At 42.3% G+C, this 15,937-nt stretch carries 13 protein-coding genes; 12 read left to right on the forward strand and 1 reads right to left on the reverse strand.

Going from position 1 to position 15,937, the window contains the following annotated elements; translation table 11 throughout:
• The first annotated feature begins 70 nt into the window (after positions 1-70).
• The 8 genes from ACR1R9_RS09460 (at position 71) to ACR1R9_RS09495 (ending at position 10,842) form a co-directional block, all read left to right on the forward strand.
• Entirely contained in the window at positions 71-2,122 is a 2,052-nt protein-coding gene (locus tag ACR1R9_RS09460) for a serine hydrolase domain-containing protein (RefSeq protein WP_433921238.1), read from the forward strand.
• Between the two features lie 188 nt (positions 2,123-2,310).
• Positions 2,311-3,660 (forward strand): FAD-binding oxidoreductase, encoded by a 1,350-nt coding sequence (locus ACR1R9_RS09465; protein ID WP_433923742.1) that lies wholly within the window; start codon positions 2,311-2,313, stop codon positions 3,658-3,660.
• 157 nt (positions 3,661-3,817) lie between these two features.
• Positions 3,818-4,696: an RCC1 domain-containing protein gene (locus ACR1R9_RS09470; RefSeq protein ID WP_433921237.1), complete on the forward strand. Its 879-nt coding sequence runs from the start codon at positions 3,818-3,820 to the stop codon at positions 4,694-4,696.
• Positions 4,697-5,200: 504 nt separating this feature from the next.
• Positions 5,201-6,283 (forward strand): ABC transporter substrate-binding protein, encoded by a 1,083-nt coding sequence (locus ACR1R9_RS09475; protein ID WP_433921236.1) that lies wholly within the window; start codon positions 5,201-5,203, stop codon positions 6,281-6,283.
• Positions 6,284-6,482: 199 nt separating this feature from the next.
• Positions 6,483-7,466 carry a LacI family DNA-binding transcriptional regulator gene (locus tag ACR1R9_RS09480; RefSeq protein ID WP_099856721.1) on the forward strand — a complete coding sequence of 328 codons (984 nt, stop codon included), beginning with the start codon at positions 6,483-6,485 and terminating at the stop codon, positions 7,464-7,466.
• Between the two features lie 205 nt (positions 7,467-7,671).
• Positions 7,672-8,916 carry an MFS transporter gene (locus ACR1R9_RS09485; RefSeq protein WP_175382252.1) on the forward strand — a complete coding sequence of 415 codons (1,245 nt, stop codon included), beginning with the start codon at positions 7,672-7,674 and terminating at the stop codon, positions 8,914-8,916.
• A 12-nt stretch (positions 8,917-8,928) separates the two neighbouring features.
• Complete coding sequence (locus tag ACR1R9_RS09490) at positions 8,929-10,410, forward strand: glycoside hydrolase family 32 protein (protein WP_433923741.1); 1,482 nt, start codon at positions 8,929-8,931, stop codon at positions 10,408-10,410.
• 306 nt (positions 10,411-10,716) lie between these two features.
• Complete coding sequence (locus ACR1R9_RS09495) at positions 10,717-10,842, forward strand: hypothetical protein (protein ID WP_063562644.1); 126 nt, start codon at positions 10,717-10,719, stop codon at positions 10,840-10,842.
• Between the two features lie 138 nt (positions 10,843-10,980).
• On the opposite strand, the gene ACR1R9_RS09500 is transcribed toward ACR1R9_RS09495, so the two are convergent.
• Positions 10,981-11,844 (reverse strand): cupredoxin domain-containing protein, encoded by an 864-nt coding sequence (locus tag ACR1R9_RS09500; protein WP_433921235.1) that lies wholly within the window; start codon positions 11,842-11,844, stop codon positions 10,981-10,983.
• Positions 11,845-12,172: 328 nt separating this feature from the next.
• On the opposite strand from ACR1R9_RS09500, the gene ACR1R9_RS09505 reads away from it, so the two are divergent.
• From ACR1R9_RS09505 to ACR1R9_RS09520, 4 genes are all read left to right on the forward strand, one after another.
• On the forward strand, positions 12,173-12,619 hold the full coding sequence (locus tag ACR1R9_RS09505; RefSeq protein ID WP_175382492.1) for a MarR family winged helix-turn-helix transcriptional regulator: 447 nt from the start codon (positions 12,173-12,175) through the stop codon (positions 12,617-12,619).
• A gap of 77 nt (positions 12,620-12,696) precedes the next feature.
• Positions 12,697-14,097, forward strand: a complete 1,401-nt coding sequence (locus ACR1R9_RS09510; RefSeq protein ID WP_411836477.1) for an NAD(P)-binding domain-containing protein — start codon at positions 12,697-12,699, stop codon at positions 14,095-14,097.
• 144 nt (positions 14,098-14,241) lie between these two features.
• Positions 14,242-14,568, forward strand: coding sequence for an ArsR/SmtB family transcription factor (locus tag ACR1R9_RS09515; RefSeq protein ID WP_099856047.1), 327 nt, complete (start codon positions 14,242-14,244; stop codon positions 14,566-14,568).
• A 73-nt stretch (positions 14,569-14,641) separates the two neighbouring features.
• Positions 14,642-15,937: an arsenic transporter gene (locus ACR1R9_RS09520; protein WP_433921234.1), complete on the forward strand. Its 1,296-nt coding sequence runs from the start codon at positions 14,642-14,644 to the stop codon at positions 15,935-15,937.

Here is a 15,937-nt window from a genome sequence, read left to right on the forward strand (position 1 = left end):
CTATTTGCTTCTTCTCCGATATGATGAATGTAATTATATGAGCAGTATCATAAGGGAGGAAGTTATTATAATGAAGAAACTAATCAGTATGCTATGTACGGCTGTACTTGTAGTCATTCCGATGACAGATGTCAGTGCAGAGACGAACAAGATGGGAGCAATTGAAGATCAGGCTGGGCGACTCGCCACAGAGATGGTGCAGAATTATGGTGTCACAGGTTTACAATATGCGATCATGGATGAAGGGAAGATCATTTTGTCCGACAGTGTTGGATTCCAGGACAAAGCATCCAAAACACCAGTCGACAAGGATACCATGTTTGGAATAGGTTCCGTTAGCAAAGTGGTTGTCACGGCTGCCACCATGATGCTGGTGGATTCCGGTAAAGTGGATCTGGATCAGCCCCTCACTTCCTATATTAAAGATTTTGAAATGACAGATGCACGGTATACCCAAATAACCCCGCGAATGCTCATGAACCATTCCTCTGGGCTTTATGGTACCCATTATGGAAACAGTATGTTATTTGACGATACCGATACCCGCAATCATGATGAATTACTACTCAAATTAAAGTCAGAGAAATTGAAATCAAACCCGGGAGCCTATTCCGTCTATAGCAATGATGGCTTTCAGTTGCTTGAGATATTGGTTGAACGTGTGAGTGGATTGAGCTACAGCGAATTTATTGCCAAGTTCATCAGTGAGCCATTACAGCTGCAAGCAACCAAGACACCGCTTGATTCTTTTGATAGAGAACGATTATCCGAGACGTATTGGCCTACAATTGAAACGAAACTGCCTGTCGAAAATGCTAATATCCTCGGTACAGGTGGAATCTACTCGACTGCAGAAGAATTAAGCCAATTCGCTGAAGTGTTGATAGGAAACAAACCGGACATTCTGTCCAAATCAGCAGCAGAGTCCATGCAAAATCATGAATATCGTCGGGGAATATGGGTGTCCGAAGAGAGAAATACCTTCAACTATGGTCTTGGATGGGATGCTGTAGCACTTGCACCGTTCAGCGATTATGGCATTACTGCACTTGCCAAAGGTGGAGACACCATGTTGTATCACGCCTCGTTAATCACTATACCGGAACATGATATATCAATGGCGGTCCTATCTTCGGGCGGGTCTTCTATCTATAATCAGATGTTTGCCACTAAAGTTCTCCTGGAGGTTCTTGCGGATCAAGGCATCATCGACGAGATAGAGCCCGATCGGACATTCTCACCACCTGTCAAAACAAAGATGCCCACGGAATTGACGGCGTATTCCGGCCTCTATGGTACGGTAGGTTCAACCCTTGATATAGAGGTTAAGAATGGTGAGATCGCACTTCCGGCTATGCAGGGAGGACTTATCCCGGAGCAGAATTACGTGTACACGGGTGAAGGGAAATTTACGAGTAACGATGGAAGTGTGAAGGTCAGCTTCGAGAAAGAAAGCAACGACAAGGTATATTTTAAAGTTCAAGCGAATATCACGCTGCCTGGACTAGGCCAAACGGTGATGAACACATATGATTATCAAAAATTGGAAAATAATTCGCTAGATACAGCATCGAAAAAGAAATGGGAGGCTAGAAACGGCTCGAAATATTACGCGCTGGATGAAAAGATAACGTCGATCTTCTATCTGGTTCCATCGATGCTGATCAAAAACCTGACCGTAGATGTGGAGAACGGTTATGCGAATGGCACACAAATTGTTGATCCTGACAATGCAGAGAATGTCGCACAGATTCCAGTGATGAACGGAAGAGATGCTTTTGATCTGCATTTCCGTACGAAGAACGAAGCGGAGTACTTAACTCAGGATGGACAGGAGTATATTGCGGAGGAAGCCATTACACCAATCTTCGGTGGGAAAACAGGCATCACCACCATCCCGTCCAACGGTCAAGCTCGGTGGTATGCCATCGATTCCCGCTCAGCGAACAAAACGTTAACGGTGGATTCTCCGGAGAGCGGAGGTTATGCGGTATATAACGATAAAGGTGAAGTGCTTCAATTTTCAAAAGCAACGAATCAACAATCAACGCTGCTTCCCAAAGGTGGTTTTATCGTCTTTGGTGGTGAAGCGGGAGATGTTTTCAAGATTCAACTAAAGTGATTGCATAAGGAAAAATGATTTCATTCGAAAATATCGGATTCTGAGCGTAGGTTGCTCGTGATCCGATATTTTTCTTTTTGTTTATGCCCAAACACAACATGATTCTCCTTCATAGGTTATATGGAATTAGCCTAATTTGTTAATGAAAAATACATGTTTTCATAACTAAGGAGTTGGATAGATACGTGATTTCCAAAGTTAAGCTTACAGGGCGAGTGGTGTTTAAAGGTGACCCTGGTTATGAAGTGGCTCGGAAGAACTGGGATCCGCATACGGACAGATTCCCTAAAGTTTTTGTATTTGCTCAAAAAACACAGGATGTAGCCAACGCCATAAGATGGGCGCGTCAAAATAAGGTCCCTATTCGTCCGAGAAGTGGGAGGCACGCTTTAGAGTCCAACCTATCACAAGTTAATGGTGGCATTGTCATCGACGTTAGCGAAATGAAGAGAATCAAGTTAAACAAAAAAAGCGGAACGGCCGTTGTTGAAACAGGTAATCGGGTAGGAAGAATCGTGGATACGTTGGCTCGACAAGGTTTTATGGCCCCATTTGGTGACAGTCCAACGGTTGGGATAGGTGGAATAACACCTGGTGGCGGAATTGGTCCACTGCAAAGGACAACGGGTCTCATCTGTGATAATCTAATTGAACTCGAAATGGTTGATGCTAAAGGGCGGATTATTCGGGCGAACAAAAAACAAAATTCTGATCTTCTGTGGGCTACACGTGGCGGCGGAGGCGGTAACTTCGGTGTATACACTAAATATAAATTCAAAGTGCGGCGAGCTCCAACCAAAGCTACTGTATTTAGTATCACATGGCCATGGGAACAGTTCGAAAAAGTCGTGAAGAAATGGCAAGTATGGGCGCCTAAGGCTAGTAACAAGCTGGGAAGTGAATTAAGTGTTGGTCCCAAAAAAGGCGGAAATGTTAGCATGCTAGGGGTATACCTCGGTTCGAAGAGTGAAGCCCTCCGTCAGTTGGAACCCATTCTTAGCGTAGGAACGCCTACTAAAAAAAGCATTCTGTATCTGCCATACAGGGCAGCAACGAAGTTTTTGCTAGCTCCAGATCCTGTGCTCACTCAAAGGTACAGCAACCAGTTTTCCAGTGGCTTTGGCAGACAGCCATTCCCGGATAAAGCCTTCAAAGTCATGCGTGAGTTTCTGGAAAATGCAGAGGAAGGCACACCAGCCGGGTTCTATTTCCTTAACTGGGGCGGTGCTGTAAGTCGAGTCGCACCTCAAGCCACTGCGTTTTACTGGCGAAAAGCTGAATTTTATGTGGAATGGAACAGCTCATGGGTGAAGCCATCGCGTGCAGCCAAAAATATTGCTTTGACTCGGAACACAAGAAAGAAATTGCAGCCTTATATTGTAGGGTCCTACATTAACGTACCAGACCAAGGTATTAAAAATCCAGGGCCGACCTATTATGGGAAGAACTACGCCAGATTGAGAAAAGTAAAAGCGAAATACGATCCGAAAAATGTATTTAATAACCCGCAAAGTATTCCGCCGGCTAAATTAAAATAGGATACGATTTCAAACCGTTAATTCTGAGTAGAGTTAACGGTTTTTTGACCTGTCTAATTCCTTGTGTTTATTATTTATTGTAGAGTATGATGTAAAAAAATTATGATATCGAAACTGCATCTCGGGGATCAGGGAATTTATTTCAGGGAGGTAGAACATGGATTACACTTCGTCGATTGAAGCGGCATTAAAGGTGAAGCGCCCTAAATATACCGCTATAGCGGCGGGGCGACGTCATACTATTGGTCTTAAATCGGACGGTACGGTGACGGCAGTGGGTGATCATAAAGTTGGTCAATGTGATGTAAGCGGTTGGCGCGACATCGTGGCGGTAGCGGCTGGTAATGTTCATATGGCGACCAACACAGGTAATTCGCATACCATCGGTCTAACATCTCACGGCACGGTGGTGGCGGTGGGTTGGAATAAACATGATCAATGCGAAGTAAACAACTGGCAAGATATTGTAGCAATTGCTGCGGGGTGGCGTCGTACCGTTGGTCTTAAATCGGATGGCACAGTGATTGCTGTGGGACGAAATAATGAAGGCCAATGCGAGGTAAGCGGCTGGCGTGATATGGTGGCGGTAGCGGCGGGTGACTGGCACACCGTTGGGCTTAGATCAGATGGTACTGTGACGATTGTGGGCAATAATCAGTATGGCCAATGTGAAGTAAGCGGTTGGAGCGATATCGTGGAAGTAGCGGCAGGATACCTTCATACGGTGGGGCTTACATCGGGTGGCACTGTGGTTGCCGTGGGTGGGAATAAACATGGGCAATGCGAAGTAAGCGACTGGCGAGGAATGGTGGCGATCGCGGCAGGCAGTAATCATACCATAGGTCTTCAATCCGACGGTACGGTGGTTGCCGTGGGTTGGAATAAGTACGATCAATGCAATGTAGGTGACTGGAGTGACATTGTGGCGATTGCTGCGGGTTGTGCTCATACTCTTGGCATTCAATCAGACGGTACGGTTGTGGCTGTGGGGGATAATGAATATGGTCAATGTAATGTAAGCAGTTGGTTTAGTTAATCTACTTTTAGTATTCTTTTCCATAACAATATAGCCTGCTCCTTCTTTTTTTGATAACATAACTCAGTTCAACCAAGCCTATAATCGGTTTGTTACAGATTCTTTAGACGAAATTAACACTTTTATAAGTACTTATGTACCACCTGATATTCGTCAATATAACTAATGCTTAATATCAGGGGCAATGTTACGAACGGATGAGTAGAAGGTTCGAAGACGGCACGTTTTGACTGGCACAATCGGTTATGGCACATTGAAAGTCGCTATTATAGCGGCTTTTTTGTTTTACCCGGATTTGTTACTAGAAACGGACGGCCTTGATGGAATGGATAGTTAACCGGTATTGGAGAATTTAACCAATGGAATGTGGTTCTCTATAAATCGGAATTTCTTATTGTGATAATAGTTATCATTCTCATTTACGTAATTCGACATTTGCTGTATACTGACAATGACTATGATACATATTGGCCAAAAAGAAAAAGGAAAAGGGAGAGATTTTGAATGTTTTTACGAGTAAAAAAAGGAGCAATCCTTTGTTTAATTACTGCACTTGTTTTTGTGCTTGCAGCTTGCTCCAGTGGTAATGATAGCAGCAAAGATGCAAACACTAGCTCACAGGAAGCCGTGACGGATAGCGCTACGAATGCTTCAACAGATGAGCAAGAAACGGATGCGGATGCTACAGGCGCAGCTCAAACAACATACCCAATCGTTGTTTCAAACTTTACAACTGAAAACGGCACTTGGGTGGCAAAGGAACAAACCTTTGATAAGGCACCTGACCGAGTGGTTGCCAATACACAAGGTGCAGCGGAGTTATTGATTCGTCTTGGCTTGACTGACAAGATTGTTGGCGTAGCGGCGTTATTTGGCAATGTACCTGATGATATTGCTGAAGATTTCAAAAAAATTCCTGTGTTATCTGAAGGTTATGTAGGCAAGGAAGTAACTATAGGTGCTTCACCTGATCTGGTTATGGGGCGTGGGGGATTGTTTGAAGATGCTGATTGGGGTGTTGGTACTGTAAATAGTCTGAATGAGATGAATATCAAAACATTTGTACAAAGTACCAGCGTTACTGATGCAAAATTAGATAATTTATATCAGGATATCACTGAGCTGGGTAAAATATTTAACGTACAAGCGAATGCAGCGGCATATATCGAACAGCTCAAAGCACGTGAGAAAGCGTTATCGGCTCGAGCAAGCGCTGAAACGATCAACTATGCATCTTTCTTTGATAATGGTGATGGAACCATTGGAGTGTACAACGGAAATGGAGACACATTTATTGAAAGTGCAATGTCATTAATCAATATGCATAATATGCTCATTAACGAGGAAGGCACGCTTAGTTTGGAGAAGCTAATCGAGATCAATCCAGATGCTATGATTATTTCGAAATATGCCGGCGGTATTGATCCAGAACAAACGATTGAAAAGCTGCTAGCCAACAAGCAATTGCAAAGTGTTAATGCAATTAAGAACAAGAAAATTTACGTTATTGATTTCAACAACTTCTGGGGGTATGGCGATTCTATCTTCACAGGAGTTGAAGCACTCGCAGATGATCTGAACTTGTAAGAGTAGATGCGCTCGCTTGATCACCATGCATGCAATTAATATCATGTTTATTTTAACGGCAGAACAGTAATTTACTGGGCTGTCGTTTTAATTTGAGCCTATATTCAATATTGGCTGGAGCATGTCCTTTCACGTTTAACCATGTTAAAATGGAGGGATAATTGTACATATGGTATGGAAAGAAGGCAGGGAGCAATCAATGAAACCTAAACTTAATGATGTTGCAGATTTAGCAGGAGTTTCACCGACGACGGTTTCTCGGGTGCTCAATAATCGAGGCTATATCAGTGAGGAAACGAAGAATCGAGTCCATGACGCAATGCAGCAGCTGAACTATTTTCCAAATGATGTAGCTCGGTCATTATTTAGTAAACGAACCAATCTCATTGGATTAATCATACCCACAACAAGCAACCCCTTTTTTGGTGAGTTGACTTTTCATATTGAAAATATTTGTGCGTCATCAGGTTATAAACTACTGATTTGTAATAGCTTGAATCAGCTGGATAAAGAAGAATCATATGTGGATATGCTCATGCGTAATCAAGTTGACGGCATTATCGTAGGGACACATAACCGAGGCATTGTTAATTATGATCAGAAAAATATTGCGGTTGTTGCGATTGATCGCTTCTTATCGGATACGATTCCTGTCGTAGGATCGGATAACTACATGGGCGGAAAAATGGCTTCTGAGCTGCTGATTGACAAGGGATGCAAGCACATCTTGCATATTAATGGACCTGTCGAATTGGAAACTCCGGCAAGCTTAAGAAGAAAAGCATATGAAGATGTCATGGAGCAACATGGTCGCGAAGCGATCACTTATGAAGTATATGATCCATTCCATCAACAGAATCATGATGAACCGATTGGGCGTTTGCTTGATGAACATCCCGAAGTAGATGGATTGTTTGCGAGTAATGACTTGGTGGCAGCGTCATTCATTGCTAAAGCAAAACAACGTGGCAAACGTGTTCCTGAAGATATTCGTGTAATTGGTTATGACGGAACCGAAACAACTCGTAACTTGCTTCCTGAATTAACGACGATTCAGCAACCTATACAGGAAATTGCGAGATCTGCCGTAGAGCTAGTCATTAAAGAAATTGAAGGTGAATTCAGTGAGGTCCCGCGAGAAACGTATCTGCCTGTGAAACTTATTGAAGCGGGTACAGTGTAAATTTAATTTTCATATCTACTACAAATTTTTTGAAGACAAGACGAATGGAGCTAACCTTAGGGTGCTGGGATTAAGGGAAGCTCCTTTTCTTTCGAAAATATGTCAAGCGGTTGACATATGAAACCGGTTGACATATAATCGATTTTGCAAGCGCATTAAAGTGCTTACATTCACATTAAATGTTCAACTTAGAGGAGCGTTCGATATGAGACATTCAAAGAGCATGTACTGGAAACTAAGCGCCTATTTCTTCTTTTTCTTTTTTACATGGTCAGCAAGTTATTCATTGTTCTCCATCTGGCTGGGGCAAGAAATCAGTCTGAATGGTGCTGAGACTGGCATTATCTTTACTGTAAACGCTATCTTTGCATTATGTATGCAACCGCTTTATGGCTATATTTCTGATAAGATCGGATTGAAAAAGCATATTTTATTTCTAATCAGCGGTTTGCTCTTACTTGTTGGTCCATTCTATATCTTTATCTACGGACCTTTACTCCAATACAATGTATTTCTTGGCGCAGTGGTAGGTGGACTATACTTGGGTGTTTCGTTCTTGGCTGGGATTGGAGCTATTGAATCGTATGTAGAGAAAGTCAGCCGTAAATATGACTTTGAATATGGTAAATCTCGGATGTGGGGCTCGCTTGGTTGGGCGGCAGCAACATTCTTTGCTGGTCAGTTCTTTAATATCAACCCTAACATTAACTTCTGGATTGCATCTGTATCTGCTATCGTTCTGTTCATCATCATGATGACAATCAAGGTGGAGATGACAGAATCCGAGATGGAACGGGCTGAATCTATTAACTTTAAGCAAGTTGGTAGTTTGTTTGCGAATAAGCATTTTTGGTTCTTCATTTTATATGTGCTAGGTGTTACGTGTATATACAATGTGTATGACCAGCAATTCCCGATTTACTTCTCATCGACATTCTCGAGCACTGCATTAGGCAATCAAGTATACGGTTACTTAAATTCTTTCCAAGTGTTCCTGGAAGCAGGCATGATGTTCTTAGCACCGTTTATCGTAAACAAAACTGGAGCTAAGAAGGGCCTGATATTGGCAGGATTCTTAATGGCATTCCGTATTATGGGCTCCGGCCTAGTTATCGGACCTTACGGTATATCCGCTATGAAATTGATTCATGCACTGGAACTGCCCATTATGCTAATCTCCGTATTCAAATACTTGGCTGCTAATTTTGACACGCGTCTGTCATCGATCTTGTATCTGGTTGGTTTCCAGTTTACGAGTCAGGTAGGAGCTTCAATCTTTTCACCCATCGCCGGTACGCTTTATGACATCAGAGGTTTCTCGAATACTTACGTGCTTATGGGTATATTCGTATTTGCCTTTACAACAATCTCAATCTTTACCTTAAAGAGGGATCCGAAAAACTTGAATAAGCTGGATCCTAAACCTAACTCGCATATTGAACCAGCATAGGAGGAAAACATGATGAACACTTATCACAACAATACGAAGCAAGCTGAGGAAGCTTTGAAACAGGCAGAAGGAAAAATGAACAAGCGTTATCGCTTGGGGTATCATATTATGGCACCTGCAAACTGGATTAACGATCCAAATGGATTAATTCAGTATAAAGGCGAATATCACGCTTTCTATCAACATCATCCGTATGATGAGAACTGGGGACCCATGCATTGGGGTCACGTCAAAAGTAAAGATCTTGTGCATTGGGAGCATTGTCCGATTGCATTAGCTCCAGGAGATGCGTGTGATCTGGATGGCTGCTTCTCAGGTAGCGCAGTAGATAATAACGGCGAACTGACATTGATCTATACTGGACATCATTACATTGATCAACCGAACAATATTTTCTTCCAAAATCAAAACGTGGCAGTAAGCACAGACGGCATTCATTTCACAAAATTAAAACAAAATCCCGTGATTTCTGAGCCTCCGGCTGATAGCTCCCAGCATTTCCGTGATCCGAAGGTATGGAAGCACGAGGATACATGGTATATGATCCTGGGTAACAGTACGAAAGAAGAAGAACCACGTGTAATTCTGTATACATCTGCGAATCTTAGAACTTGGACCTATCATGGTGTGCTTTTGCAGGGAGACAAGGATATGGGATTCATGTGGGAGTGCCCGGATTTCTTTGAACTAGGCGGCAAGCATGTATTTATGTTCTCTCCTCAAGGTATTGATGCGCAAGGAGATCAGTACAATAACTTATTTCAGACTGGGTACTATGTTGGGGAATATGATTATGAAAAAAATGAATACAAGCATGGAGAGTTTATTGAGCTTGATCATGGTCATGATTTCTACGCGGTTCAAACTTTCTTAGATGATCAAGGTCGCCGGATTGCGATTGGCTGGATGGATATGTGGGAAGCCGATATGCCAACAAAAGCAGACGGTTGGTGCGGTGCACTCACCATCCCACGTGTGCTTACATTGGGTGAGAATGACAAAGTTCTGATGAATCCGGTAGACGAAATGAAGCTGCTTCGCCAAAGTGAACATGTTGTGTATCAGGATCATGTGATTTATGGAAGCTCCTTGACAGAAGTTGAAGCGGATCTGCTTGAAGTGAAAGTCGTGTTTGACCTGACGAAGACAAGTGCGGATCTGGTGGGCTTGAAGCTTCGCGGTACAGGTCATGAGGAAACGGTGATCACTTATTCCATTCCGGATCAGAAGCTTATACTTGATTGTTCCAAATCAGGCAAGAAGACGGATGGCGTTCGTCGTGCAGGCTTAAATGCTGAGGGACAGCTGACATTACATGTATTTCTGGATCGTTCATCCATTGAAATGTTCGCTAATAAAGGGCAAGCTACGATGACAAGTCGTATCTATCCGAGTGGGAAGCTCTCAGGTATTGAACTCATCACTGAGGGTGGAAAGACTCAAGTAAATGGGTTGACATATTGGAAGCTGAACGATATTTGGCAAGCTGAATAAAGAGGAAAAAGACTGTTTTCTGAGCTATTACATGGACTCGGAAGCGGTCTTTTTTGTTGAGTAGATACGGACACGAGGCACCCCGGCTTGAATCCTCGTTTTCCATATATCGACGTTTGTCAGCGCCGCGCCCATCTCCCTTACTCCGGTTACACCATTAGCCAGAAAGAGCGGAAAAGCATTTTTATAGTTATCTTCCAGATGGACATGCATGTCCCACAGACCTAGCCTATTTTTATTTTTAGCCTTGTCAAATTAACAAATCCTGAATAATCTAACACATACCACAAAAGAGGGGGAAGAAACATGAGCGAAGTTGGATATGGGAATGTAGGCGGACTTGGTGGAGGATACGGTGGCTTCACGTCCGTTGGTGCAATTCTGGTATTGTTTATTTTGTTGGTTATCATCTCCAAAGCTTTCTTGGTTTAATACTAGCTTATGAATTTCCGCTAGCTTTTGCTGGCGGTTTTTTGTTATATAAAAGTCCATAAAAACAATTTTAAATAGGGAACTTTGTGTCATGAGTAACTGACATAAAGTTCCCTATTATGATCCTACATTTCTCGCTTATACTACGGTGATCGTTCCATAATACATGTACATGCCACAATTGAAGTTGTACGTTCCAGGTTTCAGATCTTTTAAGGTAATGAAGTTATCTCCTTTTTCGAGATACACATCTATTCCTAAATCTTTAGACTGAACACTTCTTATACATGTATAACCTGAATGTTTTATAAAATTTATTTTTGTTGGAACGCCAGCTTTTACTTCAATATTTTCTTGACTAAAACCATATGATTTTACATCGACGGAAACAATCTGATATTCTGAATTTTCTTGAAGAGAAGTAGCTTGCTCACTCTGTGATTCTTGTGATTTAATTGCCGATGTATCATTCGGTTGATATTGGTAAAATAACGTTGCACCTACAGCTATAATTCCAAAAGCTACAGTAAGTATACCTCCAATAAACGGCATACCAATCCCACTTTTATTTGTTTTATCGCTAGTATCCGTTTCTTGATTCGACAATTGAAGAGCAACGCTCATAATAAAAATGAATAGGATGTCAACAAATATCATCATGAGATAGGATGGACCAATCATTACCCCGAGCATTGCTCCCATCATGCCACCCATAATTCCTGCCAACATACCATCCAGAGTTGCCAATATACTGATAGGTTTGCCTGTGAAGTATCCGGCTCCTAAGCCAAACAATATGGCGGCAATGGATGGGACTGTTAAATCCCGAGGAAATACAATGCCTAATTGTACACCGAGTACAAGGCTGGACATCATGCCAATGGTCATAGCGATCATCATGCCAGGCATACCTGTAAGTTTTTCTTTTCGCTTATACGTTTTAAGAACAATGAATGCTGTAAACAGTACGACCATAACTATACTTAATATCGCTAATAACACAATCTTATTCCTCCTAATATCCATACAGTAATGATGTGTAGTTATCTACTCATTGACATTACGATCAAGATCATTCATCTCATGTATTAATATATCAGAATTATCATAACGACGTGACTATTGTCACAGACAAGTCAATGGTTTGCCGTAATAGTATGAAGAAAATTTGACATTTTGCTGCTACCCCTTTCTAAAAATAAATTTATAGTTAAAATTTTAGACTTTAAAATTTAAATTAGACATTATTTGATGCTCTTTTGATTTTATATTTGCAAATTGCAAGTAATTTGTTTATAATGATGACCAAGAGGTGATCATGTTGTCAGATATTGAGAGTCCCAGAGAGCCACTACAAATTATGGTCCGTCGTTTCGGCTTACTGGATAAAAATTGTTGCACGGTTGGAGAGCATGAAATATCGCTGGTTCAGAGCCATATTCTATACGAAATTAACCATCAACATGAGCCGTCCATGCAACAAATTGCTGAAACGCTCGCCATGGATATCACAACCTTCAGTCGTCAAGTACAGACCCTGATTAAGAAAAATTTGGTTCAAAAAACACCACTGCCTGAGGATCGGAGAGTATACATTCTCAGTTTGACAGACGAAGGAGAATTTGTAACAACGGCTATAGATCATCGGATGAATACTCATCTGGATGAGGTTTTTTCTTTCATGACGGATACAGAAAAGGAGACCGTCATTCAATCCATTAAACTGCTCAATGAGAGCATGCTAAAATCGAAAATGTGTTGTACGCCGCTGGGGTAATGGGCTTCATTACCCCGTTACATTACTCAAAAACTTGCAAAATGCAAGTATATTAAACATACTGGAGGTACATTGATATGAAAAACGTTGAATTCAAACAAGTTGATTCTTGCTGTGCTCCCACTTTAGAGAAAAAGAAGGTTTCCCCTTTGGAATCTTTAAACCAAGGAGAGTTAACCCATTTACCTGTTGTTATCATTGGTGCAGGACCTATTGGTTTGGCTGCAGCAGCTCATCTGATTGAAGCAGGCCAATCGTTTATTATTCTTGAGGCGGGGACTAAAGTAGGTGAGAATATCTCCCAATGGGGCCATGTTCGTCTGTTCTCACCATGGCAGTATAACGTAGATAAAGCGGCTGAACGATTGTTATCCAAGAAGGGATGGATTACCCCTGCTCCAGATGATTTACCAACAGGGCATGAACTGCGAGATCTGTATTTGCTCCCGCTCGCAGAACTTCCGGAGATTCAGTCCAATCTTCATTTAAATTCACGTGTTGTGGGGATCAGTCGCAAAAATACAGATAAAATGAAAACAGCGAGCCGAGAAAAACAACCCTTTATGGTTTACGTTGAAGAAGAGGGTGAGGCTAAGCGGTATGAGGCGAGAGCTATCATTGATGCATCAGGAACTTGGGGGCATGCTAACCCTGTACTCGCCAGCGGCGTGTTGACTCCTGGGGAACAAGCTCTTCATAACCATATATTCTATGGCATTCCGGATGTGTTTGGAGTAGATCGAGAGCGCTACACAGATAGACATATTGCAGTAGTAGGAAGCGGACACTCGGCCTTGAATACATTGCTTGATCTTGCCAAGCTTCAAGAATTAAATTCCGGTAAGACACTGACCTGGATTATGAGAAAAGATCACGTGGAAGAAGCATATGGCGGAGAAGCGAGTGATCAGCTCGAAGCGCGAGGAGAACTGGGACGTCGTATTCATGAACTGGTGGATTCCGGGAAAATTACTGTTGTTACACCCTTCTATATTCAGGAACTGAAGCAGGAAGGGAAGCAGATTACCATAAGCGGAGAGCAACATGGCGAGTTACACGTGGTAGCACATATTGATGAGATCATCGTGAATGCCGGAAGTCGGCCAGACTTATCCTTCCTTAGGGAGCTACGGCTGAGTATCGACCCAACCACAGAAAGTGTGGCAACCCTTGCTCCGTTAATTGATCCGAATGTTCATAGTTGCGGCACTGTTCGTCCTCATGGGGAGAAGGAACTGCGTCATATGGAACAAGGATTGTATATTGTTGGGATGAAAAGTTATGGACGTGCGCCAACCTTCCTGATGGCTACCGGATATGAACAAGTTCGTTCGGTGGTAGCTTTTCTGGCAGGTGACCTGGATGCAGCTGCAAAAGTAGAACTGGATCTACCTGAAACGGGTGTGTGCAGTCTGAATCGTTCAAAAGTACAGGTAGCCGAGCAAACAAGTGATTGTAGTTCATCTTGTTCCAATTAATATAGAATAGGTCTGATTAACCTGAAAGTGTTGGTTTAACTGTAAACCAATACTTTCAGGTTCACTTGGAATTTAAAATTGACAATAAGACTTTTGCATTATAATATAAGCATGTGCTTATATAGAGAGAAGGAGGTAAGTGATATGGATTCTATTCAAGAAGCATCGGAAAAGTTGAAATTGCTGGGGGATAAGACTCGTCTGACGATACTTACACTCCTACAAGAACGTGAATGGTGTGTGTGTGAGTTTGTAGACATTCTGGACATGTCACAACCTGGGGTCAGTCAGCATTTGCGCAAGTTAAAGGATCAAGGTTTGGTTAAAGAGAATAAACGTGGACAATGGGTATACTACTCTTTGAATGTAGAGGATAAACCTTATATTAAATCTGTGTTGGAATTTATGCCAGATTCTGCAGCCATTCTTAAGTCTTTAAATAAAGAGAACATTTCATCCGTATGTAATTAATTTTTGAGCAATATATAAGTATATTGTTATATGATTATGCAAATGAAACTAATTTGATCGGAGGCGTATATGTTTGTTTTCTACTTTTCTTGCTTGCTTCATCTTTTTGATCACGTTAGTGCTCGTCATCTGGCAGCCTAAAAACCTGTCCATAGGGTGGTCTGCTTGCGGCGGAGCCATTCTGGCGTTGCTTGTAGGCGTAGTTCATTTCCATGATGTTTGGGATGTTACGCAAATGGTATGGAACGCCACGCTTGCTTTTGTGGCCATTATTATCATCTCATTGATTTTGGATCGTATCGGTTTCTTCGAATGGGCAGCTTTACATATGGCGAAGGCAGCTCATGGCAGAGGGGTTCGGATGTTTGTATATGTCTCCATCTTAGGAGCTGTAGTTTCTGCTTTCTTTGCCAATGACGGAGGAGCACTAATTCTGACCCCAATTGTTCTGGCTATGGTCCGCGCACTGAATTTTGATGAGAAAAAAGTGTTTCCCTTCATTATTGCCAGCGGATTTATTGCGGATACAACTTCATTACCACTGGTTGTAAGTAACCTGGTAAACATCGTATCTGCCGATTTCTTCGGTATTACGTTCATGGAGTATGTAGGCAGAATGTTTATTCCGAATCTGTTTTCACTGGCTGCAAGTATCGGTGTATTGTATCTCTTTTTCAGGAAAAGCATTCCCAAACGGTTTGATGCCGGTGAACTGAAAGCACCTGTAACAGCGATCAAAGATCTGAAGATGTTTCGGTTGTCATGGATTGTACTTGGTATCCTGCTCGTCGGTTACTTTGGCAGTGAATTTGTTGGTGTGCCTGTATCTATTGTGGCAGGAGTCGTGGCTATATTCTTCCTGATTATGGCTTCTCGAAGCTCTGCTGTACCGACTAAAGTAGTCGTTAAGGAAGCGCCTTGGGCAATCGTATTCTTCTCTATTGGTATGTATGTCGTGGTCTATGGCTTGCGTAACGTGGGTCTGACGGATCTGCTGGCCGTAGCCATCCAGGCCGTGGCAGATCAAGGATTGTTTGTCGCAACGGTTGGTATGGGCTTTATTGCTGCGATCATTTCATCTCTGATGAACAATATGCCTACGGTTTTAATTGACGCACTCGCCATTGATGCAACAACGGCTACAGGAACCGTTCGGGAGGCATTGATCTACGCCAATATTATTGGTTCCGATCTAGGTCCCAAGATTACACCGATTGGTTCACTGGCAACACTGCTCTGGCTTCATGTGCTCAGCACCAAAGGCGTCAAGATTTCATGGGGCACCTACTTTAAGACAGGTATCATTATCACAGTTCCGACTTTACTTATTACGCTAGTGGGTCTATATCTGTGGTTAAGCATTCTATAA

This window comes from Paenibacillus taichungensis (assembly GCF_050994985.1).
Lineage (GTDB): Bacteria > Bacillota > Bacilli > Paenibacillales > Paenibacillaceae > Paenibacillus > Paenibacillus taichungensis.